Raw genomic sequence first — 26385 nt, 5'->3', positions numbered from 1 at the left:
ACCGCTGCGGACGGGAAAACGTACCACCGTTTCAGCCTATGATCGATCCGTGGAAATCTGTTTCGCCACGGCCCGGGAGTTGCGGGACGCGTTGCTGACGAAGGAGGTGTCGGCCCGGGAGGTGGTGTCGGCGCACCTGGCCCAGCTGGAGCGGGTCAACCCGGCGGTGAACGCGGTGGTCACGCTGGTCGCCGAGCGCGCGCTGGCCGAGGCGGCCGCCGCCGACGAGCGGCTGGCCGCGGGGGAGCCGGTGGGCCCGCTGCACGGGCTGCCGATGGCACACAAGGACACCCACGACACCGCCGGCATCCGGACCACGTACGGCTCACCGCTGCTGGCCGACAACGTACCGGCGCAGGACGACCTCGTGGTGGAGCGGGCGCGCGCCGCCGGGGCGATCACGATCGGCAAGACCAACGTGCCGGAGTTCGCGGCCGGGTCGCACACGTTCAACCGGGTCTTCGGGGCGACCCGCAACCCGTACGACCTCAGCCGCACCGCCGGGGGAAGCAGCGGCGGCGCCGCGGCGGCCCTGGCCTGCGGCCTGCACCCGCTCGCCGACGGCAGCGACATGGGCGGCTCGCTGCGCAACCCGGCCTCGTTCTGCAACGTGGTCGGCTTCCGCCCCTCGCCGGGGCGGGTGCCGAACTGGCCGGAGAAGGCCGGCTGGGCGACGCTGAGCGTGAAGGGGCCGCTGGCGCGTACCGTCGCCGACGCCGCGCTGCTGCTGTCGGTACTCGCCGGCCCCGACCCGCGCTCGCCGATCGCGCTGGACGAGCCGGGCGCCCGGTTCGCCGCGCCGCTGGAGCGCGACCTGACCGGGCTGCGGGTCGCCTGGGCGCCGGACCTCGGCGGGGCGGTACCGGTCGACGCCGACGTCCTCGCGGCGCTCGAACCCGCGGTCGGGGTCTTCGCCGAGCTGGGGTGCGTGGTCGAGCCGGCCTGCCCCGACCTGAGCGGCGCCGACGAGGTGTTCCGGACGCTTCGCGCCTGGCAGTTCGAGCTTGCCTTCGGTGAACTGCTGGACCGCCACCCCGACCAGCTCAAGCCCAGCCTGCGCGCGAACGTCGAGGCCGGCCGGCGGCTCACCGGCCCGGACCTCGGCCGGGCCGAGGTGCTGCACACGGCGCTGCACCACCGGGTACGGGAGTTCTTCCAGCGGTACGACGTGCTGCTGGCGCCGGTCAGCCAGGTCGCGCCGTTCGACGCGGGGCTCGAGTACCCGACCTCGGTCGGCGGCGTGGCGATGGCGGACTACCTGGAGTGGATGCGGTCGGCGTATCTGGTGTCGGCCACCGGCTGCCCGGCGCTGTCGGTGCCGGCCGGCTTCACCCCGGCCGGGCTGCCGGTGGGGCTGCAGATCGTGGGCCGCCACCGCGCGGATGTCGAGGTGCTCCAGGTCGGGTACGCCTTCGAGCGGGCGACCGGGTACGGCTCACGGCGACCGCCGGTGGTGGCCTGAGGGCCCGTTCCGGAGAGTCCGGGACGGGCCCCCATCGCTCCGGCTAATCCAGCGGCGGCAGGTTCGACGGTGGAAGCTCCGGCCCGAGGTCGGGCGCGGTCTCGGTCGACACGACCCGCTTCGGCGGCCAGGTGACGCCCCGCGGCGGCCAGGACTGGCGGGTCCGCTCCAGGAACCACTTCGGCGGCTCGTACAGCGGTAGCTGGTAGTCGTCGGGCAGCAGGCTCTTCCACTTGATCTTCGCTGTCCGCCGGGCGAACTCGTCCTTCATCTCGGCCACGATCTTCGGCTGGGTCAGCAGGTCGACGGTGGTGGCGGCGAGGTACTTGGCGGCGGCGAGGGTCGTCACGTGGCCGGCGTGGGAGGCGGCGGTGGCGGTGTGGTGCCACGAGTGGTTCTTCGTGCCGCCCGGCTGGTGTGCCGTACCCATCGAGATGGTCGGTACCCGCCAGCTGATGTCGGCGACGTCGGTGGAGCCGCCGCCCAGGAAGACCGGTGCCGGCGGATTCAGCTCATTGATCTTGTCTGCGAAGCCGGTCTCCGGGGCTCCGTTCGACCGCTGCAGCGCCTTGCCGAACGCCTGGTCGGCCGGGGCGAACGTCGGCGGGCCGACCTGAAGCATGTTGGCGTGCATCAGCTCGGCGCCGCGCTTGTTGCCGAGCTGGTTCCACACTCCGGCCATCAGCCGGTGCTGCAGCCGGGTGCCGGTGGCCATCGCGGCCGCCTCGGCGCACTTGGTGATCTTGTCCATCAGGATCTTCGCACGCGCCGGGCTGCCTTCCCGGGCGAAGTACCAGATGCTCGAGAGGGTGGGGAACACGTTCGGCGCCTTTCCGGTCTCCCGGATCGCGTAGTGCATCCGCGAGCTGGGCGCCTGGTCGCTCTCCCGCAGGAACTCCGTCAGCATCGCCATCGCCGTCACGGCGTCCTGGGTGGCCCGCGTCCCCAGCGGAGAGCCGCCGTGACCGTCGGTACCGAGGAAGTGGAAGGCGACGCTGTACATGGCGTTGCTCGAACCCCATCCGGTGGTGTTGCTGCTCGCCGGGTGCCAGTCGACGAAGGCGTCGAGTCCGTCGTAGACGCCGGCCTTCACCGACACCGACTTGCCGACCAGTTGCTCCTCGGCGGTCGAGCCGAAGAACTTGACGGTGCCGTCGAGGTTGCGGGCGCGCATCGCCGCCGCGGTGGCCACCGCCGCGGCGGCCGCTGCCGCACCGAGCGCGTTGTGCCCGCAGCCGTGGCCGAACCCGTAGCTCGGGGCGTACGGGTCGTGGTTGTAGACCAGGGGCGAGTGCTGCGGCTTGCCCTTCTCCTGCGACAGCCCGGGCAGCGCGTCGTACTCGCCGCTGAACCCGATCACCGGCTTGCCGGTGCCGTTGCTGAACGTGGCGACGAAGGCGGTCGGCATGCCGCCCGCTCCCCATTGGATCCGGAAGCCGTTGGCCGCCAGGAACTGCGCTTCGGCCCAGGACGAGTTCCACTCCGCCAGGGACGGCTCGGCGAACTCCCAGATCCTGTCGTTGAGGCCGATGATGTCGTCGGAGTGGCGGTCGATCCATGAGATCGCGGCGTCCTTGGCCTGCGAGTCGACGGCCAGGTTCGTCGGCGCTTCGTAGTTGCCGGGATCGGCCGGCTGCGTCTTCGGGTCGAGCGCGAGGTCCGAGGCGGCGGCCAGGGCCGGGTCCCCGGTCAGGGCCGGGGTGACGGCGAGCCCGGCGCCCGCCGCGCCGAGCAGTCCTAACATGTCCCGGCGGCTGAGTCCCGGGGGTTCGAGACGATCGGTTTCACACACGGTGGCACTCTCCTTGGCCTGGGGGCTGGGGCGGAGACGGGTCGGCGGAGTACCGCGATCCCGCTCTGAGGAGGTGGCTGTGCTGCGGAGTGAGGTGGAAGAAACCGCTTGGTGGGAGGCCGGTCGAGGGCTGCCTGGGCCGTATGAGCCAGGTGTGCGTCGCCTCGGCGTCGGCCGGAGCTAGGTGATCACCAGGTTCTCTAGACGGTCGCATTGATAGTCGTTAATTGAAATCATTGCATCGACGATCTGCGACGAGTGGTTTACGTACGGCGACGAGCGGTGAGATCGATGCGATGAGCGGCGATCCGTGCTTCAGCAGCGTCGCCCGGCCGGATGCGAGGCCCACAGCTGAGCGTGCTCGCCGGACAGCCGCGCCGCGGTCTCGGCGTCACCGGCGGCGAGGGCGTCGAGGATCGGCTGGTGGGAGTCGGCGCCGTAGCCGAGGGGGACCGGGGCGTCCCGTACGCCGAGCGCGGTGTGCAGCTCGACGCCGAGGGCGTTCCACACATCGAGCAGTACCGGGTTGGCGGCGCTGGCCACGATCTGCCGGTGGAATGCGACGCTGTGGCGGGCCAGGCCGGGGGCGTCGCCGGCCGCGGCCGCGGCGCGCATCCCGTCGAGGTGGGCGCGCAGCCGGTCGAGATCGTCGGGGAGCTGTGGCAGCCGGCGGGCCGCCAGCCGGGCGGCGGTCTCCTCCAGCGCCGCGCGTACCGGCGCGGCCGCCGCGAGCTCGGCGACCGGAAGGTCGCGCACCCGCGCGCCGACGTGCGGGCGGATGTCGACCACCCGCATCGCCTCCAGGTCGCGCAGCGCTTCCCGCACCGGCGCCTGGCTGACGCCCAGTTCGCGGGCGATGCGGTACTCCACGAGCCGGTCCCCGGGCCCGTACCGGCCGGCGAGGATCCGCTCCAGGAGCAGTTCCCGCACGGTGGTGCGCAGCGGCGGGCGCTTGAGGCTCGCCGCCGGGCCCGGGGCCGGCTCCTGGCTCACGCCGAGGCCTGGGTCAGCCGCTGCAGCTCGTCGTCGGTCAGCCGCAGGTCCGCCACCGCGAGCAGGTCGGGCAGCTGCTCGACGGTACGGGCGCTGGCCAGCGGGGCGACGACGGTCGGCTGGGCCGCCAGCCACGCCAGGGCGACGGTCGCCACGGACGTGCCGTGCGCGGCGGCCACCTCGTCCAGGACGGCGAGCACGCGGCGTCCCTTGTCGTTGAGGTAGGCGGCCGCGCCGCCCGCGCGGGGGCTGTCGACGGCGGCGCCGTCGCGGTACTTGCCGGTGAGGAAGCCGCTGGCGAGGGCGTAGTACGGCACCACCGACAGGTTCTCGCGGGCGGCGACGGTACGCAGGCCGCCCTCGAACGTGGCGCGCTCGACCAGGTTGTAGTGCGGCTGGAGGGCGACGATCCGGGGCAGGCTCTCGGCCTCGGTGATCTTCAGCCACTCCTCGAGCCGCTCGGCGGTGTAGTTGGACGCGGCGAGGTAGCGCACCTTGCCCTCCCGTACCAGCTCACCGAGGGCGGAGACGGTCTCCTCCAGCGGCGTGTCCGCGTCGTCGAAGTGGGCGTAGTACAGGTCGACGTGGTCGGTTCGCAGCCGGCGCAGCGACGCGTCGATCGCCCGGCGGATGGTGTCCCGCGCCAGGCCTTTGGCCTCGGGGTGCTGGCTGACCTTGGTGGCCACGACGATCCGGTCGCGGTTGCCGCGCGCGGCCATCCAGTTTCCGATGATCGTCTCGGACTCGCCGCCGGAGTTGCCCGGCGCCCAGGCCGAGTACGAGTCGGCGGTGTCGATGAAGTTGCCGCCGGCCTGGGCGTACGCGTCGAGCACCGCGACGGACCGCTCCTCGTCGGCGGTCCAGCCGAACACGTTGCCGCCCAGGGCCAGGGGGAAGACGTCCAGGTCGGTGTTGTTGATGCGCCTCATGCGATGGGTACCCTCTCGTCTTATCGTTATCGATAATGCTAGACCGGGGGTACCGCCGGTCGGCCGGGGGTGTCGTCCCAGCTGGTTACTTCGCCGGGGCCGGGGCCGGGGCCGGGGCCGGGCGGGTCCACCGGCGCCGAGCCGGACCGGGGTCACCGCGGAGCCGAGGCTGAACAGCGTGGTCAGCCACGTGAGGCTATACAAACAGAACGGACGGTCTATATATTGCTGCCAGCCGCTCCCACGGCGTCTGAGCACGATCCGCGACGCGCCATCCGCGTGAGCACGATCCGCGACGCACCATCCGCGACCACGACGAGAGGACGAGCATGTCCGCCGAGGCGTTCATCTACGACGCCGTGCGCACCCCGCGCGGCAAGGGCAAGAAGACGGGGGCGCTGCACTCGGTCAAACCGATCAGCCTGACCGTCGGGCTGATCGACGAGGTCCGCAGGCGCAACCCGCAGCTCGACCCGGCGCTGGTCGACGACATCGTCCTCGGCGTGGTCTCGCCGGTCGGCGAGCAGGGCTCGGTCATCGCCCGTACCGCGGCCCTCGCGGCCGGGCTGCCCGAGACCGTGGCCGGCGTGCAGGTGAACCGGTTCTGCGCCAGCGGGTTGGAGGCGGTCAACCTGGCCGCGCAGAAGGTGCGCTCCGGCTTCGAGGACCTCGTGCTCGCCGGCGGCGTGGAGTCGATGTCCCGGGTGCCGATGGGCTCCGACGGCGGCGCCTGGGCGATGGACCCGGAGACCGCGCACGCCACCGGCTTCGTGCCGCAGGGCATCGGCGCGGACCTCATCGCCACCCTCGGCGGCTGGGGCCGGGAGGACGTCGACGCCTACGCCGCGGAGTCGCACGCCCGCGCCGCCAAGGCCTGGTCCAACGGGTACTTCGACGGTTCGATCGCCCCCGTGGTGGACCGCAACGGCACCGTGGTGCTCGCCACCGATGAGCTCGTCCGCCCCGGCACCACCGTGGAGACCCTGGCCGGCCTGCCGTCGGCGTTCGCCGGCATCGCCGAGATGGGCGGCTTCGGCGCGGTCGCGCTGCAGAAGTACCACTGGGTCGAGCGGATCGACCACGTGCACACTGCCGGCAACTCCAGCGGCATCGTCGACGGCGCCGCGCTGGTCGTGATCGGGAACGAGGAGGCCGGGCGCCGCAACGGGCTCACCCCGCGGGCCCGGATCGTGAGCACCGCCCTGTCCGGTGCGGATCCGGTACTCATGCTGACCGGCCCCGCGCCGGCCACCCGCAAGGCACTGGCCAAGGCCGGGCTCACCGTCGCCGACATCGACCTGGTCGAGATGAACGAGGCGTTCGCCGGCGTCGTCCTGCGGTTCATGAAGGACACCGGCTTCGACCACGAGCGGGTCAACGTCAACGGCGGCGCGATCGCTATGGGGCACCCCCTGGGCGCCACCGGCGCGATGATCCTGGGCTCGCTCGTCGACGAGCTCGAACGGCGCAACCTGCGCTACGGCCTGGCAACCCTCTGCATCGGCGGTGGCATGGGCATCGCCACCGTCATCGAGCGACTCTGAGGAGCGACCGCACGTGACCGACAGCACCATTCGCTGGGAGCAGGACGCCGACGGCGTCGTCGTCCTCACCCTCGACGACCCTTCGTCGTCGGCCAACACGATGAACGATGCCTACGTGCGCTCGATGGGCGAGACCGTCGAGCGGCTCGAGCGGGAGAAGGACTCCATCCGCGGCGTCGTGCTCACCAGCGCCAAGAAGACCTTCTTCGCCGGCGGCAACCTCGACAGCCTGGTCCAGGCCGGCCCCGACGACCGTGAGCGCGTGCTCACCCAGGTCACCGAGGTCAAGCGCCAGCTGCGCCGGCTGGAGACCCTCGGCAAGCCGGTCGTGGCCGCGATCAACGGTGCCGCCCTCGGCGGCGGCCTGGAGATCGCGCTGGCCTGCCACCACCGCGTCGTCCTCGACGACCCGAAGCTCAAGCTGGGCTTCCCCGAGGTCACTCTCGGCCTGCTGCCCGGCGGCGGCGGGATCGTCCGGTCGGTCCGGCTGCTCGGCCTCACCACCGCGCTGCTGGAGCTGCTGCTGCAGGGCCAGCAGATCCGTCCCGAAAAGGCGCTGAAGCTCGGCCTGGTGCACGAGCTGGCCGCCGACCGCGACGAGCTGCTGGCCAAGGCCCGCGCGTGGGTGCTGACGAACGAGACCGCGCAGCAGCCGTACGACGTCAAGGGGTACAAGGTCCCGGGCGGTACGCCGTCCACGCCGTCCCTGGCCGCGAACCTGCCGGCGTTCCCCGCGAACCTCACCAAGCAGCTCAAGGGCGCGCACTACCCGGCCCCGTACGCGATCCTCTCGGCGGCGGTGGAGAGTCTGCAGGTCGACGTCGACACCGCGTTCGTGGTCGAGGGCCGGTACTTCGTGGACCTGGTCGTCGGCCAGATCTCCACCAACATGATCCAGGCGTTCTGGTTCGACCTGAACCGGGTCAACGGTGGGGCGTCGCGGCCGGACGTCGCGCAGAAGTTCTCGGCCACCAGGGTCGGCGTGCTCGGCGCAGGCATGATGGGCGCCGGCATCGCGCACGCCTTCGCCAAGGTGGGCGTCGACGTCGTCCTCAAGGACGTGACCGTCGAGGCGGCCGCCAACGGCAAGGCGCACGTCGCCGGGCTGGTCGGCAAGCAGGTCTCCCGCGGGCGGATGACCCAGGAGAAGGCCGACGCCTTCCTGGCGCGCGTCACGCCGACCGCCGATCCGGCCGACCTCGCCGGCTGCGACGTCATCGTCGAGGCGGTCTTCGAGGACCAGGCGCTCAAGCATCGGGTGCTGCGCGAGGCCGAGCAGCACGCCGCGCCCGACGCGCTGCTGGCCAGCAACACCTCGACCCTGCCGATCACCGGCCTGGCCGAGGGTGTGGAGCGGCGCGATGACGTGGTGGGGATGCACTTCTTCTCCCCGGTGGACAAGATGCCGCTGGTCGAGCTGATCGTGGGGGAGCGCACCGGCGACGCCGCGCTCGCCAAGGCGTACGACGTCGTGCGGCAGCTGGGCAAGACGCCGATCGTCGTCCGGGACAGCCGCGGCTTCTTCACCAGCCGGGTCTTCGGCACCCTCGTACTCGAGGGGGCGGCGCTGCTCGCCGAGGGCGTGGCCCCGATGAGCATCGAGCGGGCCGCGCTGCAGTCGGGGTTCCCGGCCGGGCCGCTCACCCTGCTCGACGAGGTCACCCTCACCCTGCCGCTCAAGATCAGCGATGAGGCGGCCAAGGCGGGCTCCGCCGATGACCACCCGGGGCTGGCCGTCATCCGCGCGCTGGTCGAGCGCGGCCGGACCGGGAAGTCGGCCGGGCGCGGGTTCTTCGACTGGGAGCCGGAGAAGCGGGTCTGGTCGGGCCTGGCCGAGCTCTACCCGCCCCGGGACGCGACCGCCGATGACGCCGTCCCGTTCACCGACGCCCAGGAGCGGCTGCTGTTCGTGATGGCGGTGGAGTCGGCCCGCTGCCTGGAGGAGCAGGTGCTGCGCAGCGTCGAGGACGCGAACATCGGCTCCATCATGGGCATCGGGTTCCCGCCGCTGTACGGAGGCGTCCTGCAGTACGTCGACCAGTACCCCGGCGGCGTCGCCGGGTTCGTGGCCCGCGCCGACGAGCTGGCCGACCGGTACGGCGAGCGGTTCCGCCCGCCGGCCATCCTGCTCGAGCGCGCGGTGCCGGCGGGCAGTCTCCGGGCCGCGGTGCGGGCGTGAACCGGGTGGGCCTGGGTGCGCCGCCGGAGCGGCGTACCCAGGCCCAGCGCCGGGCCGCCACCCGCGCGGCGCTGGTACGGGCCACCGTCGACTGCCTGGTCGAGCTGGGCTACGCCCGTACCACCACCCAGGAGGTGCAGTTGCGCGCTGGCGTGTCCCGCGGTGCGCTGACCCACCACTTCAGGAGCAAGGCCGAGCTGGTGCTGGCGGCCGTGAGCCATCTGTACGACGAGTCCTGCGCCGGCGTCCGGGACGCCGTGGCCGCGCTGCCCGACGACCCGGCCCTGCGCGTGCGGCTCGGTATCGAGCTGCTCTGGGAGCAGTTCCGGGGTCCGTTGTTCGCCGCGACGATGGAGCTGTGGATGGCGGCGCGTACCGATCCGGAACTGCGGGAGGCGCTGCTACCGCATGAGCGCAGGCTCGGCCAGCAGATGCGGGTACTCACGGCGGAGGTCTTCGGCTGGCCGGCCGACCACCCGTCCGCCGACGCCATGATCCGCATGCTGCACACGTCGATGCGGGGCCAGGCGATGACGTACGCGCTGCAGCCGGAGGCCGCGCGTACGGGGCCGCACGTGCAGCACTGGCAGGAGCTCGCCGAGGCGTTCGGTCCGCCGGTCACCGTCGCGGAGACGGCGCTTTAGACGCGGCTGCCCGAACCCTTGGCTCGCGGGCTCCCGCCGCCGTACGCGGTTTGCGGATCGTACGGAGCAAATTTCTTGGTCTTGTCGCTGAATAGGCAAGGATCTAACGTCTTCGCTACAGCAGCGGTGTCGACGTCCTCGACTCGCCGGGCGTCGGCCGGCCTTTGCGAGAGACGAAGGTGTGGTCCTATGCCCCAGAATTCCGGTCCAGCCGCATGGCGGCGCGGCGCGCGTGGACGCCGGGCAGGGTCGCCGCCATGGGTCGCGGTGGCCGTCGGTGCCGTCGCACTCAGCGTCGCGGCGGTCGGCGCGGTCGGCGGTGCAGGCACGGCCCATGCCGGCGTGAGCGCCCCGGCGCCGCTGGTGACGCGGGCCGCCCTCGCTCCGTCGCTCGTCGCGGGCCGGGGCGCCAGCGTCGACTTCGCCGAGCAGGAAGCGGAGAACGCCGCGACCAACGGCACGGTCATCGGCCCGGACCGCTCCCCGTACACACTGCCGGCGGAGGCGTCGGGCCGCCGCGCGGTCACGCTGACGCCGGGACAGTATGTGGAGTTCACGCTGCCGAGTGCGGCGAACGCGATCACCGTGCGCTACAGCATCCCGGACTCGCCGACCGGCGGCGGCATCACCGCGCCGCTGGACGTCGCGGTGAACGGCGGACACCGCCGCACGATGACGCTGACGTCGCAGTACGCGTGGCTGTACAACCAGTACCCGTTCTCCAACGACCCCCGCGCCGGGCTGCTGCACCCCGACTGGTGGATCACCGAGTGCGGCTGCGTGCCGTCGGCCACGACCCCGCCCCCGGCGATCACGAGGCCGTTCCGCCCGAACCACTTCTACGACGAGCAGCGACTCCTGCTGGGCCGGACCTACCGCGCCGGCGACAAGGTGCGGCTCACGGTCCCCGCCGGCGGTAACGCCGCCTGGACCGTCATCGACCTGCTCGACTCGCACCTCGTCGGCCCGCCGCGGGTGAACCTCACCGCGGCGAACGTCCTCGCGTTCGGCGCCGACCCGTCCGGCCGGCGCGACTCCGCCGACGCCATCGACGCCGCGATCGCGTACGCCCAGCGCCGGCACCTCGCGGTCTACCTCCCGCCGGGTGTCTTCCAGGTCAACCGCCACATCATCGTGGACAACGTGACGATCGAGGGCGCGGGAAGCTGGTACACGATCGTCAAGGGACACGAGGTCGCGCTCAGCACCCCGGCGCCCGACAAGTCGGTGCACACCGGGGTCGGTTTCTACGGCAGGTACGCGGCCGACGGTGGCAGCAGCAACGTCCACCTGTCCGGCTTCGCGATCTCCGGCGACGTCCGTGAGCGCATCGACACCGACCAGGTGAACGGGGTCGGCGGCGCGTTGAGCGACTCCACCATCGACGGCCTCTACATCCACCACACCAAGGTCGGCATGTGGTTCGACGGGCCGATGACGAACCTGAGGATCACGAACAACGTCATCGCCGACCAGATCGCCGACGGCGTCAACTTCCACACCGGCGTCACGAACTCGCTGGTGAAGAACAACGTCATCCGCAACTCCGGCGACGACGGCCTCGCGATGTGGTCGGAGACGACCGAGAACACGGACAACACCTTCGACCACAACACGGTGCAGACGCCGGTGCTCGCGAACGGCATCGCCCTCTACGGCGGCACCGACAACACGGTGTCGAACAACCTTGTCGCCGATCCGGTCCGGGAGGGCAGCGGCATCCACCTCGGGTCCCGGTTCGGCGCCCAGCCGTTCACCGGACACGTGTGGATCACCGACAACACGACGGTACGCGCCGGCACGTTCGAGCTGAACTGGAAGATCGGCCTGGGCGCGATCTGGCTCTACGCCCTGGAGCGGAACATCGACGCCGACGTCGAGGTGGTGGGGGACAGGTACCTCGACAGCACGTACAACGCGATCATGACGGTCGCCGACTGGCCGGTGAAGGATCTGTACTCGATCACAAACCTGCACCTCAAGAACGTCAAGGTCGACGGTACGGGCAACTCGGTGGTCAGCGCCCGCGTGGCGGGTTCCGCGTCGTTCGAGAACGTCGACGCCCGCAACGTCGGCGCCGTCGGCGTCAACAACTGCGGGTCGTTCCACTTCACGCCCGCCGGCTCGGAGTTCTCGCTGAACGACCTGGGCGGAAACGACGGCGGCTGGCTCGCTCCGTGGATGCTGCCGAACACCATCACCTGCGACGACCGTCCGCCGGTCGTGCCACCGGCGGCGCCGTCGCCGTGGTGACCGCGTACCGAGCCGAGGCTGAAGATCAGGAAGAAGTCGATTCTTTGCAGAGATAGATTTAAATATTGCCAAGAAGTATCGAGAGGGTTACCGTCCCTGGTACACAGCCCTCCACCGGGCCACGTTCCACACGCTCCACGCCCCGCCGTACGACCTGCCTCGCCGGCGCCACCCCTCGGCCCGCCACCGCGCGGGAGCCGGCACGCGGGTCGCGCGGCCGATGTCCCCCGTCGGCTCTACGGAAGCGAGCAAGGAATGTTCCGGTTCATCAGCCCCGCCAGGCGCGGTACCCGCGTCGGCGCCATGGTCGGCAGCGGAGTACTCGTCGCCGCCGGCGCCACCGTCCTGATCGCCAGCCCGGCCGCCGCGGCCGCCACCGGTGGGGTCGGCGCGACGCTGCCCTACGTCGAGGTACAGGCGGAGAACTCGGCAACGAACGGGACGGTCATCGGCCCCAGCGCGGCCTACGGCACGCTGCCCGCCGAGGCGTCCTACCGCAAGGCCGTGACGCTGCAGGGCACCGGCAGGTACGTCGAGTTCACGACCCCGGTCGCGACGAACTCCATCGTCTTCCGGTACAGCATCCCCGACTCCTCCAACGGGTCGGTCTACACCGCACCGATCTCGCTGTACATCAACGGTACGAAGCAGCCCAACGTCCCGTTGACGAACGCGTACAGCTGGTACTACGGCGGCTACCCGTTCACCAACTCGCCCGGCAGCAACCCGCACCACTTCTACGACGAGGCGCACCGCCTCTTCACCACCACGTACCCGGCGGGCACACGGTTCCGCCTGCAGGTCGACGCCGAGGACACCGCCGGGTCGTACACCATCGACTTCGCCGACTTCGAGAACGTCCCGGCCGCGCTGTCGCAGCCGGCCGGGTCGGTCTCGGTGGTCAGCCGGGGCGCCGACCCGACCGGCGCGGCCGACTCGACTGCGGCGTTCAACTCCGCCATCTCGGCCGCGGGCGCCGGTGGCACGGTATGGATCCCGGAGGGCACCTTCAAGGTCCCCGGCCACATCGCGGTGAACAACGTGACCATCCGGGGCGCGGGCATGTGGCGCTCGACGGTCACCGGCGCCGCGCCCGGCTTCTACGGCAACTACCCGCCGACGCCGAGCAGCAACGTCAACCTGTCCGACTTCGCCATCTTCGGGGACGTTCAGGAGCGCAACGACGGCGCCCAGGTCAACGGCGTCGGCGGCGCGATGAACAACTCAGGAATCAGTCGACTGTGGATAGAGCACCTCAAGGTCGGCGCCTGGATGGACGGGCCGATGAACGGGCTCACCTTCTCCGGCATGCGCATCCGCAACGTGACCGCTGACGGGATCAACTTCCACAACGGCGTCACCAACTCCAAGGTCACCAACAGCGACCTGCGCAACCTCGGTGACGACGGCCTGGCGACGTGGTCGGATCAGAATGCCGACGCGAACGACTCGTTCGACCACAACACCGTGCAGTACCCGATCCTGGCCAACGGCATCGCGATCTACGGCGGCCACGACAACGTCGTCGCCGACAACCGCGTGATCGATTCGGGCCTCGCCCAGGGCGGCGGCATCCACGTCGCGCAGCGCTTCAACTCGACGCCGCTGGGCCGTACCGACGTGCTGCGCAACACCGTCATCCGGTCCGGCAGCCTCGACCCCAACTGGCAGTTCGGCGTCGGGGCGCTGTGGTTCGACGCCCGGGACGCGGCGATGAACGGCCTGACGAACGTCGACAACATCCTCATCCAGCAGAGCCCGTTCGAGGCGATCCAGTTCGTCTCGGGCTCCAGCATCACCAACGTGAAGATCAACAACGCCACGATCCAGAACACCGGCACCTGGGTCATCCAGGAGCAGGTCGGCGGCTCGGCGACCATCACCAACAGCACCGCCACCGGTACGCAGGCTCCCGCGCCGGTCTACAACTGCGGTGTCGGCTTCACGCTGACCGACGGCGGCGGCAACTCCGGTGTCACCTCGCCCAGCGCGTGCCAGAACATCACCAACCCGGCGTTCCCGCCGTACCTTCCGGACAACGCCAGTGGGATCTCGGTCAGCCCGACCGCGCTCGACTTCGGTACCGTCGCCACCGGCTCGACCAGTCCGGCGAAGACGGTCACCGTGGCCAACACCGGCAGCTCCGCGGCGGCCGTCGGCTCGATCGCCACGACCGGTGACTACGGCCAGACCAACACCTGCGGCAGCAGCATCGCCGCCGGGGCGTCCTGCACCGTCAGCGTCACGTTCACGCCGACCGCCAACGGTTCGCGGACCGGCAACCTCACCGTCACGGCGGCCGGCGCCACCAGTACGGTCGTGCTGTCCGGTACCGGGGTCGCCCCCGGGCCGATCCTGTCCGCGAACCCGGCCGGGCTCACCTTCGCGGGTACGGTCGTCGGCCAGACCTCGTCGGCCCAGACCGTGACCGTCTCCAACACCGGCACCACGTCGGCAACGGTCTCCGGCGTCTCGGTGACCGGTGACTTCAGCCAGACCAACAACTGCGCGAACCTGGCCGTGGGCGCGTCCTGCACGGTGACGGTCAGGTTCGCCCCGACGGCGTCGGGTACGCGTACCGGCGCGGTGACCCTCACCAGCAACGCCAACAACAGCCCGACCACGATCAGCCTCTCCGGTACCGGCATCGGCACGAACACCAACATCGCGGCCGGCCGCCCGGCCACCGCCAGCAGTCAGGTGAACGGCGTCCAGGGCCCGGCCGCCGCGACCGACGGCGACGCCAACACCTACTGGGAGAGCGCCAACAACGCCTTCCCGCAGTGGCTGCAGGTGGACCTGGGCGCCTCGTACAGCATCGGCGGAGTCACGCTGAAGCTGCCGCCGTCCACCGCGTGGGGCGCCCGGACGCAGACCCTGTCGGTCCTGACCAGCGCCGACGGCTCGAACTTCGGCACCGCCGTACCGTCGGCCGGGTACCCGTTCGACCCGTCGACCGGCAACACGGTGTTGATCACCGTACCGGCGACCACCGCCCGGTACGTCCGCCTCAACGTCACGGCGAACACCGGCTGGCCCGCCGGCCAGGTTTCGGAGTTCGAGGTGTACCCCAGCGGTGGTGGTGGCGGCGGCGGAACCCCCGGCGTCGACCTCGCGGCTGGCAGGCCCACCGGCGAGTCCGGCCACACCCAGGGGTACGTGTCGGGCAACGTCACCGACGCCGACCAGAACACGTACTGGGAGAGCGCCAACAGCGCGTTCCCGCAGTGGGTGCAGGTCGACCTGGGTTCGGCGCAGAGCGCGCGCAGGGTGGTGCTCCAGTTGCCGGCCGCGTGGGGCGCCCGCAGCCAGACGCTCTCGCTGCTCGCCAGCACGGACGGCAGCACCTGGACCACGGTCAAGGCGTCGGCGAGCTATGCGTTCGACCCCGCCACGAGCAACACCGTGACCATCACGTTCCCCGTGACGACCCAGCGGTACTTCCGGGCCACCTTCACGGCGAACACCGGATGGCCCGCCGGGCAGTGCTCCGGCTTCCAGGTCTGGAACAGCTGACCGATGGCGGGCATCGGGACTCCGGTCCCGATGCCCGCCCGGCCATCAAGGGACTGCAATTTTTGCATTGGCATGTATTAGCCTTGCGCTCGTGACGCGACGACTCGCTGAGGTTGCCAAGTACGCCGGCGTGAGCGAGGCGACCGTGAGCCGGGTGCTCAACGGCAAGCCGGGCATCTCGGAGGCGACGCGGGCCGCTGTACTCACCGCGCTCGACGTCCTCGGTTACGAACGCCCGTCCAAGCTGCGCGGCGAGCACGCCCGCCTGGTGGGGCTGGTCCTGCCGGAACTACAGAACCCGATCTTCCCGGCCTTCGCCGAGGTCGTCGCCGGCGCGCTGGCCAAGCGGGGATTCACGCCGGTGTTGTGTACGCGCACGATAGACGGGGTGTCCGAGTCCGACTACGTGGACATGCTGCTGGACCGGCACGTGTCCGGGCTCATCTTCTGCAGCGGCCTGTTCGCCCAGGCCCGCGCGCCGCACGATCACTACCTGCGGCTGCGTGAGCGCGGCCTGCCGGTCGTCCTGGTCAACGCCGCCATCGACGATCTCGGGTTCCCGTGCGTGGCCACCGACGACCGGTACGCGGTCGAGCAGGCGTACAGCTACCTGACGTCGCTGGGCCACGAGCGCATCGGCCTGGTGCTGGGCCCCGACGACCACGTGCCGTCCCGGCGCAAGCTGGCCGCGTTCGCCGACGCGGCGGGGGACCGCGCGGACCTGGTACAGCACACGATGTTCTCGATGGAGGGCGGCCGGGCGGCCGCCACCCAGTTGGTCAAGCGGGGCGTCACCGCCGTCATCTGCGCCAGCGACATCCTCGCGCTGGGCGCCCTGCGCGCCGTACGGAGGCTGGGGCTCGAGGTGCCCGACGACGTCTCCGTGATCGGGTACGACGACTCGGCGCTCATGATGTGCACCGATCCGCCGTTGTCGACCGTGCGCCAGCCGATCGAAGCGATGGGGCACGCCGCGGTCGCGCTGCTCATCGACCAGGTTTCCGGCGCTCCGGTTCCGACCGAGGAGATGCTGTTCGAGCCCGAGCTGGTGGTACGGGCCTCGACCGGCCCGGTGCGCGGCTGAGGCGGACCGGTGCGCGGCTGAGATCCGGCACCGCCTGAGGCTCGCGTCCGTATCGATCTGTCGTGACGAAGTCGTGTCTTTGCAAACTTCAGCCTAGATATTGCGGCCATCGATAGGCGTCGGTACCGTGAAGCCACCTTCGACACGGCGACGGAGTTCGCCGGCACAACGCGCTTCGCCAGAACCACGCACCGAGTGAGATCCGGCCGGGTGACGTCAGGGCCCCCGTCGCGACCGGCCCGGCATCCGTTGATCGTTGCTGAGCGCACGCTCAGGGAAGAGGGTTCGCGATGAAGAGAGCTGATCTTCGTAGGTTGGCCGCAGCCTCGATGGTTGCCGCGATCGGTCTGTCGGGCGCCGCCGCCTGCTCCGGCGACAAGAACGGCGGCGGCAGCGGTTCGGACAGCTCCGTCCTCCTGGACAAGAACGCCAAGGTGAGCATCTCGGTCGACTGCCAGCCGCCGACCACCAAGCCCGCGCAGCGCAAGCAGTGGCTGGACGACATCGCGGCGTTCAACAAGATCCACCCGAACGTCACGATCACCAGTAAGGACGCCTCCCCGTGCGAGCAGCCGGCAGCCTTCGCCGCTCAGCTCAAGGCGGGCACCCAGACCGACCTCTTCTACGCGTACTTCACCGACCTCGGCGCCGTCCTCGACGCCGGCCAGGCCGCGGACATCACCAGGTACGTGACGCCTGAGACGGTGTCGACGCGCAACGACATCGACCCGTCGGTGCTGGACACGTTCACAGCGGACGGCAAGCTGTACGGCCTGCCGAGGAACAACTACAAGATGGGCCTCATCTACAACCGCAAGCTCTTCGGGCAGGCCGGCCTCGACCCCGACAAGCCGCCGACTACCTGGGACGAGGTCGCGGCGGCCGCCAGGAAGATCTCGGCGCTCGGCAACGGGATCAACGGGTACGGCGAGTACAGCGCGGCGAACACCGGCGGCTGGCACTTCACCGCGGAGCTGTACGGGCTCGGCGGCAGGATGGTGACCGCCGACGGGAAGAAGGCCGCGTTCAACGACGCGAACGGCAAGCAGCTCCTGCGCAACCTCCACACCATGCGATGGGTCGACCGGACGATGGGCGAGACGCAGGGGTACAAGTGGCCGGACCTGATGACCACCATGGTCGCCGGCAAGGAAGGCATGTACGTCGGCGCGCCCGACGACATCACGTACATGGTCGAGACGCTGAAGGGCGACTACGCCGACTACGGCATGGGCCCGATGCCCGGTGGCAAGGGCGCGCTGCTCGGCGGCGACGGCTACTTCTTCAAGAAGAGCCTCACCCCTGACCAGATCAAGGCGGGCATCGCCTGGCTCGACTTCAAATTCCTGACCCCCGGCAAGGGCCAGTTCGAGTACGCCCGGAACAAGGCGGACGGGCTGCCGGTGGGCCTGCCCGAGCCGTTCTTCTTCACCGGAGCCAGTGCGCAGAAGGAGAGCCAGAACAAGGCCACGTACGCCACCATCCCGGTGGCCAACTTCACGGCGTACGTGAGTACCCAGGTGCCCGGCCTGGTGGAGCCGCCGCACGCCCAGGAGATCTACAAGGTCCTCGACACCACCGTGTCGGCGGTACTCACCGACAAGAACGCCAACATCGATGAGCTGTTGAAGACGGCGGAGACGCAGGTCAACCAGGTTCTCGCCAACGCATGACGCGAGCGGGCGCGCCGCCCGGCGCGCCCGTACCTCTGCTCGCCCGACAGGAGAACGGATGGCGGCCATCACCGACTCGCCCCGTACCACGGCGCGCCGCACCCGGTCGGCCGGGCCGCGACCGTACGGACGGGCCGGACGCCGGCTCCGCGACAACCTGACCGCGCACGCCTTCCTCATCGGCGCGGTGGCATGCTTCGCGCTGTTCTCGTGGTACCCGATGGTGCGCGAGTTCGTCATGGCGTTCCAGCGCACCAGGCGCGGACACACCACCTGGGTGGGCTGGCAGAACTTCATCCAGGTGTCCCACGACCCGGTGTTCTGGCAGGCGTGGCGCAACACGGTGGAGTTCACCCTGCTCGCGCTGGTGTTCGGGTTCGCGCTGCCGTTCGTCGTCGCGATCGGACTCAACGAGCTGCGCCACGCCCGGGCGTACCTACGGATTCTGGTCTACCTGCCGGTGATGCTCCCACCGGTCGCGTCGGTGCTGCTGTTCAAGTACTTCTTCAACCCCAGCTTCGGGCTGTTCAACGCCGTTCTCAGCGCCCTGCACCTGCCCACCTCGCAGTGGCTGAACTCGGCGGACACCGCCATGTTCTCGGTGGTGATCGCGGCGACCTGGATGAACATGGGCAGCGCGGTGCTCATCTACCTCGCCGCCCTGCAGAGCATCCCGGGTGAGCTGTACGAGGCGTCCGAACTGGACGGTGCCGGTCTGCTGCGCCGCGTCTGGCACGTGACGATCCCACAGACCCGGCTGATCCTGTCGCTGATGCTGCTGCTCCAGATCATCGCCACCATGCAGGTGTTCACCGAGACGTTCCTGCTCACCGGCGGTGACGGGCCCAAGGGCTCGACGACCACCGTCGTGTACCTCATCTACAACTACGCGTTCAACTTCAACAACTTCGGCGCCGCCGCCGCGCTCGGCGTGATCATGCTGCTCGGGCTCGCCGGGTTCTCCGCGCTGTACGTGCGGCTGTTCCGCGAGAGCGAATAGGAGGTCAGCGATGTCCGCGTTCGATTCCACGACCCGTACCCTCATCTCGCCGGCCCAGTTGAACCGCCCGCTGGGGCGGGTGGCGTACTGGGCGGTCTTCGCCGTCGTGATCGTCGTTTTCACGCTGGTCTTCCTCGGCCCGCTCTACTGGATGGTGACCGGCGGCCTCAAGTCGACGCAGGAGGTCATCCAGAACCCGCCGACGCTGTTCCCGCGGCGCCCGGACCCCGGCACGTACCTCGCCGCCTGGCAACACCTGAACATGGGCCGGCTGCTGCTCAACAGCGTGTACTACGCGTTCGGGGCGCTGGCCTTCCAGTTGGTGTTCGACGTGGCGGCGGCGTACTCGCTGTCCAGGCTGCGCCCGGTGTTCGGCACGGTGATCCTCGGCCTGATGCTGGCCACGCTGATGATCCCGGCGGCGGTGCTGATCGTGCCGCAGTACCTGACCGTCGTCGACCTGCCGATCGTCCACATCGGGCTGATCAACACGCCGTGGGCCATCTGGTTGCCGACGGTCGCCAACGCCTTCAACATTTTTCTGCTCAAACGGTTCTTCGACTCGATCCCTGCCGACCTGCTCGCCGCCGCGGCCGTCGACGGCGCCACGCCCGTACAGACGCTGAGGCTGATCGTGCTGCCGATGTCCCGGCCGATCCTGGGCGTGGTGTCCATCTTCGCGGTCGTGAGCGTGTGGAAGGACTTCCTCTGGCCGTTCCTGGTCGAGCCGGACCCGACCAGGCAGCCCGTCAACATCGGTATCAACTCGCTGGCGTTGAACGTGGCGCAGAACGAGATCATCGCAGGGCTCACGATCGCCTCGATCCCGACGATCATCCTGTTCCTGATCTTCCAGCGGAACATCATGGCCGGTCTCACCGCCGGTGGCCTGAAGAGCTGAACCGGACACACCTATGAACGAGGAAGCAGGGAACCGAGTGTCAGTGACTCACGAGTGGTGGCGCACCGCGGTGATCTACCAGGTGTACCCACGAAGCTTCGCCGACGGCAACGGCGACGGCGTCGGTGACCTGGCCGGGATCGCCGCCCGCCTGCCGTACCTGAGCGCGCTGGGGGTGGACGCGATCTGGTTCAGTCCCTGGTACCCCTCGCCGATGGCCGACGCCGGCTACGACGTCGCCGACCACCGCGACATCGACCCGGCGTTCGGCACCCTCGCAGAGGCCGAGGAACTGATCGCCCGGGCACACGCGCTGGAGATCCGGACCATCGTGGACATCGTGCCCAACCACTGCTCGGACCGGCACCCCTGGTTCCTCGAAGCGGTCGCGGCCGGCCCCGGCTCGGCCGCCCGGGAGCTGTTCTGGTTCCGCGACGGGCGCGGCCCGGACGGGGAACTGCCGCCCAACAACTGGCAATCCATCTTCGGCGGCCCGGCGTGGACCCGCCTGCCGGATGGCCAGTGGTACCTGCACCTGTTCGCGCCCGAGCAGCCGGACCTCAACTGGCGCAACCCGAAGGTACGCGAGGAGTTCGAGGACATCCTGCGGTTCTGGTTCGAGCGCGGCGTGGACGGGGTGCGCATCGACTCGGCCCCTGTCGTCGCCAAGGACCCGACGCTGGCCGACTTCGACCCCGCGGCACCGCCGTCGCCGCACCCGTACGAGGACCGCGACGAGGTACACGACATCTACCGGGCCTGGCGCGCGGTGGCCGACAGCTACCCGCAACGGCGCGCCCTGATCGGTGAGGTCTGGCTGCCCGACCCGGCCCGGTTCGCCCGCTACCTCAGCCCCGACGAGCTGCACACCGCGTTCAACTTCGACTTCCTCGGCTGCGCCTGGGACGCCGTGGCGCTCCGGCGGTGCATCGACGCGACGCTGGTCACCCATGCGCCCGTCAACGCTCCGGCGACCTGGGTACTGGCCAACCACGACGTGACCCGTACGGTCACCCGGTACGGCCGCGCCGACACCGCGTTCTCCCATGCCGCGCGGGGGATGCGCCACGGCAGCCCGAGCGACCTCGCCCTCGGTACCCGTCGGGCCCGGGCCGCCGCCCTGCTCAGCCTCGCGCTGCCCGGGTCGGTCTACCTCTACCAGGGTGAGGAGCTGGGCCTGGAGGAGGTCGAGGACATCCCCGACGGGCTGCGTCAGGACCCCATCTTCCGCCGCACCAAGGGCGCCGACCCGGGCCGCGACGGGTGTCGGGTGCCGTTGCCGTGGTCGGGGCAGGGGCCGCCGTTCGGGTTCAGTCCCGACGGCGCCGCCGGCGAGCCCTGGCTACCGCAGCCGGCCGCCTGGCGCGACCTCACCGCCGAGGTCCAGGACGGCGCCCCCGGTTCGATGCTGGAGCTGTACCGGGCCGCGCTGCGGCTGCGCCGGCAGCTCTCCGGCCCCGGCGACGCGGAGCTGCGCTGGCTCGACACGGACCGCGACGTGTTGGCGTTCACCCGCGGCGACGACGTCGCCTGCGTGGTGAACCTGTCCGGCGGGCCGACGCGGCTCCCGGAACACCGGGGCGTGCTGTTGGCCAGTGGGCGGCTCGAGGGCGACCTGTTGCCCAGCGACACCGCGGTCTGGCTGCGCAGGTGACCGGAGCAGGGCCGGGGGAGTGCGGCAAGATCCCGTGGGGTAAATGTGGTACCGAAATCAACCCTTGGGAGAGCCTCATGAGCCTGGATCGACCCATCGCACCCGACCCGTACGAACTCCTGCCCGCCGTCGGCTCGTTCACCGTGACCAGCTCGGACGTGACCGACGGCCAGCCGATGGACCAGATGTTCGCGCACCCCGGCCTGGGTGGCCAGAACATCTCGCCGCAGCTGTCGTGGTCCGGCTTCCCGGAGGGGACCCGCAGCTTCACGGTGACCTGCTTCGACCCCGACGCGCCCACGCCGTCCGGTTTCTGGCACTGGCTGCTGGTCAACCTGCCGGTCTCGGTCACCGAGCTGGCCCAGGGCGCGGGTTCGCAGGAGCCGACCGGCGACGCGTTCTCGCTGCGTAACGACTACGGCGAGGTCGGCTACGGCGGCCCGTACCCGCCGGAGGGTGACCGCCCGCACCGGTACTACTTCGTGGTGCACGCGGTGGACGTGGACGCCCTGGAGCTGACCCCCGACGCGTCGGCCGCCTACGCCAGCTTCAACCTCGCGTTCCACACGCTGGCCCGGGCGATCATCACCCCGACGTACAAGGTCTGACGCGGCGACCTGAGGCCCCGGCCGGCTGACGTCGGGCGGCCGGGGCCTCAGCAGCTCCAACGCGGGGCGTCCAGCGTGAGGTTCTTGCGCATCGAACTGAACCGCAGCGCCGTGGTCTCGGCACAGAACCCGGCGGTGTCCAGGTCGTACTCGACGTGGAAGACGGCCTTGCCGGCGCGGATGAACGGGGTGAGCCTGTCGCACTCGCCGTACCGGGCGCACTCCTCGTTGACGGCGAAGTCGAACACGCCGACCAGCTGGGGAATCTGGTCGAGGTCGTTCTTCAGCCCGATCGACAGGCCACGCTGGTGGGCCAGGTCGGCGAGCATCCGGTTGTAGGCCAGTTGGTCGGCGGCCGACAGCGGAAAGCCGGTGTCGCCGGTGTAGCCGTCGACCAGGTCGGCCTCGACGGCGTCGAAGCCCGACTTCCGGCAGGTGTCGAACCGTGCGGCCATGAGCGGGCGCAGCAGGTCGAGCCGGCGGATGTCCAGCCAGCGCTCACCGTCCCAGCCGTTGGACGCGCCGAGGACGCCCGGCGGGAACGCCCCGTGGTCCGGGCGGAAGTTCTCGGCGGCGCCGGCGTTGACGTAGCAGATCACCTTGCGGCCCTTGGCGTGCAGCGCCCGTACGACGTCGGGGCCGTTCTCGACGCCGTCGATGTCGTACACCGGCGCGTCGACGCTGGTGTCCACGGGCGTGGTGAGCTGCCACTGCCAGGGTGTGCCGGGCTCCGGTACCCACCAACGGGCGGCCGGTGCGGCGGACCCGCCCGGCGACGGGGCGCGGCCCCCGGTGGTACAGGCGGCGAGCAGCGCCGCGCAGACGGCCAGGAGCGCCAGGCGTCTCATCGATCCGTTTCCGCCGGGTCACCGGGCAGGCGGTCCCACCGGCTCTCGCCGGACCGGTTGGTGGCGTAGGCGCCGCCGGCGTTGCGCTTGCGGGCGAGGACCAGCGCGTCGCCCAGGTGCGTGTGCGGCACGGAGTGTACGAGGTGGAAGAACTTGGCCGAGGTGGTCGCCCGTACCCAGTGCGGAACGGCGGCGTCGAGGTACGTGCCCCACGGGCCCTCGAACGTACCGAGCAGGTCCGCGTGCTCGGCGTACGCCTCCACCGGCTGCGCGCCGTGGTTGAACGCCACCACGCCCGCACCGTGCCGCCGCGCCGAGCCGGCGAACGCGCGGTACCGGTCCACGTGCTCGGCCCCGGTGCAGACGCGGTCGAAGAACACCCCGCCGACGCCGTACCAGTCCTGGTAGCGCTCGAGGTCGCGCAGGGCCGCGCCGAGCGGGCGGCGACCGTAGTCGGTGTCGACGTAGCCCGCGACCGTGACCCCGGCGTCCCGGAGACCGGCGAGGGCGGGAAGAAAAGCCGGGTCGGGGCGCTCGCCGGCGCCACTGGCGACGTTGAGCACGACCAGTCGCACCTGGGGAGCCAGGGCGGCCAGCCGTTCCCAGTCGGCGGGTCGTACCGCGGGGTGGAAGTACGCGGGTACGACGAGCAGCGGGCGGTCGGGGTTCATGAGAGGGTCTTCCACAGGTCTCCCAGCGAGGTGGTGAGATCCCGGCGCGGCCGCCAGCCCAGCGCCGTGCGGGTGGCGGCGATGTCGGCCTGCTGCCACGGTACGGCCCCCGACCGCGGTGAGCCAGCGGCGTCGCAGCGCACGGCCCCGGTGAAGCCGGTGATCGCCAGCAGCTCGTCGACGAGGGCGCGGGTGGGCACCGCGGTACCGCTGCCGACGTTGAGGACCGGGTGATCGAGGGCGCCCACGGTGAGCGCGGCGTGTACCGCGTCGGCGACGTCGCGGGGGTCGACGAAGTCGCGTACCACGTCCAGCGGGCCGAGCCGGACCGCGCCGTCCTCGGCCAGGGCCCGGGCCAGCTCGCCCGCGATCCGCCCGGGCAGGCTCGTCGCGGGCGAGCCCGGCCCGACCGTGTTGAACACCCGCAGTACCACGGCGTCCAGCCCGGTGGCGCGGGCCAGCCGGACGAGGCGGGTACCGGCCAGCTTGGTCGCCCCGTAGGCGCTGACCGGCCGGGTGGGAGCCTGCTCGCGGACGGGGATGCCGGTCTCGACCTCGCCGTACTCGGCCGCCGAGCCCAGGTGGACCAGCCGCGGCCCCGCCCCGGCCAGTACCAGCCCTTCGAGCAGGGTGGCCGGGCCGGTGACGTTCGCGGCGGCCAGGGCTGCCGGGTCGCCGGCGATCGCCCCGGCGCAGTTGACTACCGCGTCGGGGGCCACCTCGACCAGCCTCTTCGCGACCTGGGTCACGCGGTCCACCGAGAGGTCGAGCCGGACGCACCCGGGTCGGGGCGTCCGGCCGGCGGCGACGACGTCCCAGCCGTCGGCCGCCAGCCGGCGGCGGATGTGTCCACCGAGGAAGCCATGCCCACCGATCACGAGTACGCGCACCGGCATCCCCTCCCTAGGCACCCTTGAGCAGCAGCGGCTTGATCTCGTCGAACTCGGCGTTGGCGCGGTCGTAGTCGTCGGGGCGGCCGATGTCGAGCCAGTACCCGTCGAACGCGTACTCGCCGGGCGGTTCCTCGCGGGCGAGCAGGTCGAGGACGAGCTCGTCGAAGCCGAGCGGTGTGCCGGGCTCGTACCCGGTCAGCGCGCGCTTGGAGAGCCCGTACACGCCCATGCTGACCCGGTAGTCGATGGTCGGCTTCTCGGCGAACTTCACCACGCGGCGCTCTCTCGTGGTGAGTACGCCGAAGTCGATTTTCACCTGGCGGGCGTAGGTGGCCACGGTCAACGGCGTGCCGGCCGCGCGGTGCCCGTCCAGCAGTTCGGCGTAGTCGAGGTCGGTCAGCACGTCGCCGTTCATGACCAGGAAGTCCTCCGGCAGCCGGTCGAGGATCTGCAGCACCGGGCCCATGGTGCCGAGGGGGTGCTCCTCGTTGGCGTAGTCGATCTCCAGACCCCAGCGGCTGCCGTCGCCCACATAGGACCGGATCAGGTGGCCGAGGTACCCGATCGCCAGGGTCACCTGCTCGAACCCGCGCTGGGAGAGTTGGGTCAGGATGATGTCGAGGATCGAGAACTCGTCGCCGATCGGTACGAGCGGCTTCGGTAATCGCGTGGTGTACGGGCGGAGCCGGACTCCTTTCCCGCCGGCCAGGATGATCGCGTGCATTGCACCTCCCAGGTTCACCGGTTGTACTCGTGGGGCTTGTAGTGGGCGAGGTTGGCCGGGTCCGAGAACCATTCGATGGTCGTGCGCAGGCCCTCGTCCCGGGTGTGGGTCGGCTGCCAGCCGGTACGCTCGCGAAGCAGGGACGCATCGGCGACCAGTCGCATGACCTCGGAGTCCTTGGGTCGCAGCCGTTGCGCGTCCTCGACGATCTCGGCGTCGGAGCCCATCAGGCGGACGATGTCCGCGGCGAGTCGGCCGATCGACACCTCGGCGCCGGTACCCGCGTTGAACAGGCCGCCGACCACCGCGGACGCCGGCGCGGTTCCGACGGCCACGAACGCCTCGGCCGTATCGGCGACGTAGAGGAAGTCGCGGGTCGGGTCGAGCGCGCCGAGCTTGATCTCACGCCGGCCCGCCGCCACCTGGCTGGCGATCGTCGGGATGACCGCCCGGGCGGACTGCCGCGGGCCGAAGGTGTTGAACGGCCGCAAGGTGACGGCGGGTACCCCGAAGCTGAGGTGGTACGACTCGACGAGCTTGTCGGCGGCCAGCTTCGACGCGGCGTAGGGCGACTGGGCCTGCAGCGGGTGCGTCTCGGCGATCGGCACGGTCCGCGCCGTGCCGTAGGTCTCGCTGGTGGAGGTGTGCACCAGTCGCGGTGTCTCGCAGGCACGTACGGCGTCGAGGACGTTGAGGGTACCGATCACATTCGCGTCTACATAGGATCGCGGCGCCCGGTACGAGTACGGGATCGCGATGAGCGCGGCCAGGTGGTACACGACCGTGGCGCCGTCGACGAGCTCGCGGGCCGACGTCGGGTCGCGCACGTCGCCGAGGATGACCTCGACCCGGTCGAGCACGTCGGACGGCAACGAGTCCAGCCATCCCCACGAGCCGAACGAGTTGTACAGCGCCATCGCCCGTACCCGGTGTCCGCGGCGCACGAGCGCCTCGACCAGGTGTGAGCCGATGAACCCGTCGGCCCCGGTCACCGCTACCAGATCAGTCATCACGTCT

General features: G+C 70.7%; 20 protein-coding genes. 12 read left to right on the top strand and 8 right to left on the bottom strand.

Annotated elements, in window-relative coordinates:
• Positions 1 to 49 precede the first annotated feature (49 nt).
• A complete protein-coding gene (locus tag Pme01_RS18150; RefSeq protein WP_203935721.1) occupies positions 50 to 1462 on the top strand; it encodes an amidase in 1413 nt (470 codons plus the stop codon).
• 43 nt (positions 1463 to 1505) lie between these two features.
• On the opposite strand, the gene Pme01_RS18145 is transcribed toward Pme01_RS18150, so the two are convergent.
• From Pme01_RS18145 to Pme01_RS18135, 3 genes are all read right to left on the bottom strand, one after another.
• Positions 1506 to 3206, bottom strand: coding sequence for an amidohydrolase (locus Pme01_RS18145; protein ID WP_168116874.1), 1701 nt, complete (start codon positions 3204 to 3206; stop codon positions 1506 to 1508).
• Between the two features lie 363 nt (positions 3207 to 3569).
• Positions 3570 to 4247 (bottom strand): GntR family transcriptional regulator, encoded by a 678-nt coding sequence (locus tag Pme01_RS18140; protein ID WP_168116875.1) that lies wholly within the window; start codon positions 4245 to 4247, stop codon positions 3570 to 3572.
• Positions 4244 to 5176, bottom strand: coding sequence for an aldo/keto reductase (locus Pme01_RS18135; protein WP_168116876.1), 933 nt, complete (start codon positions 5174 to 5176; stop codon positions 4244 to 4246). Before Pme01_RS18135 ends, Pme01_RS18140 begins: the two co-directional genes overlap by 4 nt.
• 329 nt (positions 5177 to 5505) lie before the next feature.
• On the opposite strand from Pme01_RS18135, the gene Pme01_RS18130 reads away from it, so the two are divergent.
• From Pme01_RS18130 to Pme01_RS18080, 11 genes are all read left to right on the top strand, one after another.
• Positions 5506 to 6720, top strand: coding sequence for an acetyl-CoA C-acetyltransferase (locus tag Pme01_RS18130; RefSeq protein WP_168116877.1), 1215 nt, complete (start codon positions 5506 to 5508; stop codon positions 6718 to 6720).
• A 13-nt stretch (positions 6721 to 6733) separates the two neighbouring features.
• On the top strand, positions 6734 to 8899 hold the full coding sequence (locus Pme01_RS18125; RefSeq protein WP_168116878.1) for a 3-hydroxyacyl-CoA dehydrogenase NAD-binding domain-containing protein: 2166 nt from the start codon (positions 6734 to 6736) through the stop codon (positions 8897 to 8899).
• Entirely contained in the window at positions 8896 to 9543 is a 648-nt protein-coding gene (locus tag Pme01_RS18120) for a TetR/AcrR family transcriptional regulator (RefSeq protein ID WP_168116879.1), read from the top strand. The genes Pme01_RS18125 and Pme01_RS18120 overlap by 4 nt, the downstream gene beginning before the upstream one ends.
• A 189-nt stretch (positions 9544 to 9732) precedes the next feature.
• Entirely contained in the window at positions 9733 to 11796 is a 2064-nt protein-coding gene (locus Pme01_RS18115; RefSeq protein WP_168116880.1) for a glycosyl hydrolase family 28-related protein, read from the top strand.
• A gap of 255 nt (positions 11797 to 12051) precedes the next feature.
• The gene (locus Pme01_RS18110) at positions 12052 to 15312 is read left to right on the top strand and encodes a discoidin domain-containing protein (protein WP_168116881.1); all 3261 of its coding nucleotides are present in this window, start codon (positions 12052 to 12054) and stop codon (positions 15310 to 15312) included.
• A 91-nt stretch (positions 15313 to 15403) separates the two neighbouring features.
• Complete coding sequence (locus Pme01_RS18105; RefSeq protein ID WP_168116882.1) at positions 15404 to 16396, top strand: LacI family DNA-binding transcriptional regulator; 993 nt, start codon at positions 15404 to 15406, stop codon at positions 16394 to 16396.
• A 329-nt stretch (positions 16397 to 16725) separates the two neighbouring features.
• Positions 16726 to 18069, top strand: coding sequence for an ABC transporter substrate-binding protein (locus Pme01_RS18100; protein ID WP_239088304.1), 1344 nt, complete (start codon positions 16726 to 16728; stop codon positions 18067 to 18069).
• Between the two features lie 58 nt (positions 18070 to 18127).
• Positions 18128 to 19069: a carbohydrate ABC transporter permease gene (locus Pme01_RS18095; protein ID WP_168116884.1), complete on the top strand. Its 942-nt coding sequence runs from the start codon at positions 18128 to 18130 to the stop codon at positions 19067 to 19069.
• 10 nt (positions 19070 to 19079) lie between these two features.
• Complete coding sequence (locus Pme01_RS18090; protein ID WP_168116885.1) at positions 19080 to 19970, top strand: carbohydrate ABC transporter permease; 891 nt, start codon at positions 19080 to 19082, stop codon at positions 19968 to 19970.
• Between the two features lie 13 nt (positions 19971 to 19983).
• On the top strand, positions 19984 to 21624 hold the full coding sequence (locus Pme01_RS18085; RefSeq protein WP_168116886.1) for a glycoside hydrolase family 13 protein: 1641 nt from the start codon (positions 19984 to 19986) through the stop codon (positions 21622 to 21624).
• A gap of 77 nt (positions 21625 to 21701) precedes the next feature.
• The gene (locus tag Pme01_RS18080) at positions 21702 to 22232 is read left to right on the top strand and encodes a YbhB/YbcL family Raf kinase inhibitor-like protein (protein WP_168116887.1); all 531 of its coding nucleotides are present in this window, start codon (positions 21702 to 21704) and stop codon (positions 22230 to 22232) included.
• A gap of 47 nt (positions 22233 to 22279) precedes the next feature.
• On the opposite strand, the gene Pme01_RS18075 is transcribed toward Pme01_RS18080, so the two are convergent.
• The 5 genes from Pme01_RS18075 to Pme01_RS18055 are packed head-to-tail and all read right to left on the bottom strand — an operon-like array spanning position 22280 to position 26378.
• A complete protein-coding gene (locus tag Pme01_RS18075) occupies positions 22280 to 23080 on the bottom strand; it encodes an endo alpha-1,4 polygalactosaminidase (RefSeq protein WP_168116888.1) in 801 nt (266 codons plus the stop codon).
• Positions 23077 to 23751: a spherulation-specific family 4 protein gene (locus Pme01_RS18070; protein WP_168116889.1), complete on the bottom strand. Its 675-nt coding sequence runs from the start codon at positions 23749 to 23751 to the stop codon at positions 23077 to 23079. The genes Pme01_RS18075 and Pme01_RS18070 overlap by 4 nt, the downstream gene beginning before the upstream one ends.
• Positions 23748 to 24641 carry an NAD-dependent epimerase/dehydratase family protein gene (locus Pme01_RS18065; RefSeq protein ID WP_168116890.1) on the bottom strand — a complete coding sequence of 298 codons (894 nt, stop codon included), beginning with the start codon at positions 24639 to 24641 and terminating at the stop codon, positions 23748 to 23750. Before Pme01_RS18065 ends, Pme01_RS18070 begins: the two co-directional genes overlap by 4 nt.
• A gap of 13 nt (positions 24642 to 24654) precedes the next feature.
• Positions 24655 to 25368 carry a nucleotidyltransferase family protein gene (locus Pme01_RS18060; RefSeq protein ID WP_168116891.1) on the bottom strand — a complete coding sequence of 238 codons (714 nt, stop codon included), beginning with the start codon at positions 25366 to 25368 and terminating at the stop codon, positions 24655 to 24657.
• A gap of 14 nt (positions 25369 to 25382) precedes the next feature.
• Positions 25383 to 26378, bottom strand: a complete 996-nt coding sequence (locus Pme01_RS18055) for a GDP-mannose 4,6-dehydratase (RefSeq protein WP_168116892.1) — start codon at positions 26376 to 26378, stop codon at positions 25383 to 25385.
• Positions 26379 to 26385 lie beyond the last annotated feature (7 nt).

Source organism: Planosporangium mesophilum (assembly GCF_016863255.1).
Classification (GTDB): domain Bacteria; phylum Actinomycetota; class Actinomycetes; order Mycobacteriales; family Micromonosporaceae; genus Planosporangium; species Planosporangium mesophilum.
The sequence above is the reverse complement of the archived record's forward strand: the minus strand, read 5'-3'. Positions and strand labels throughout refer to the sequence as shown.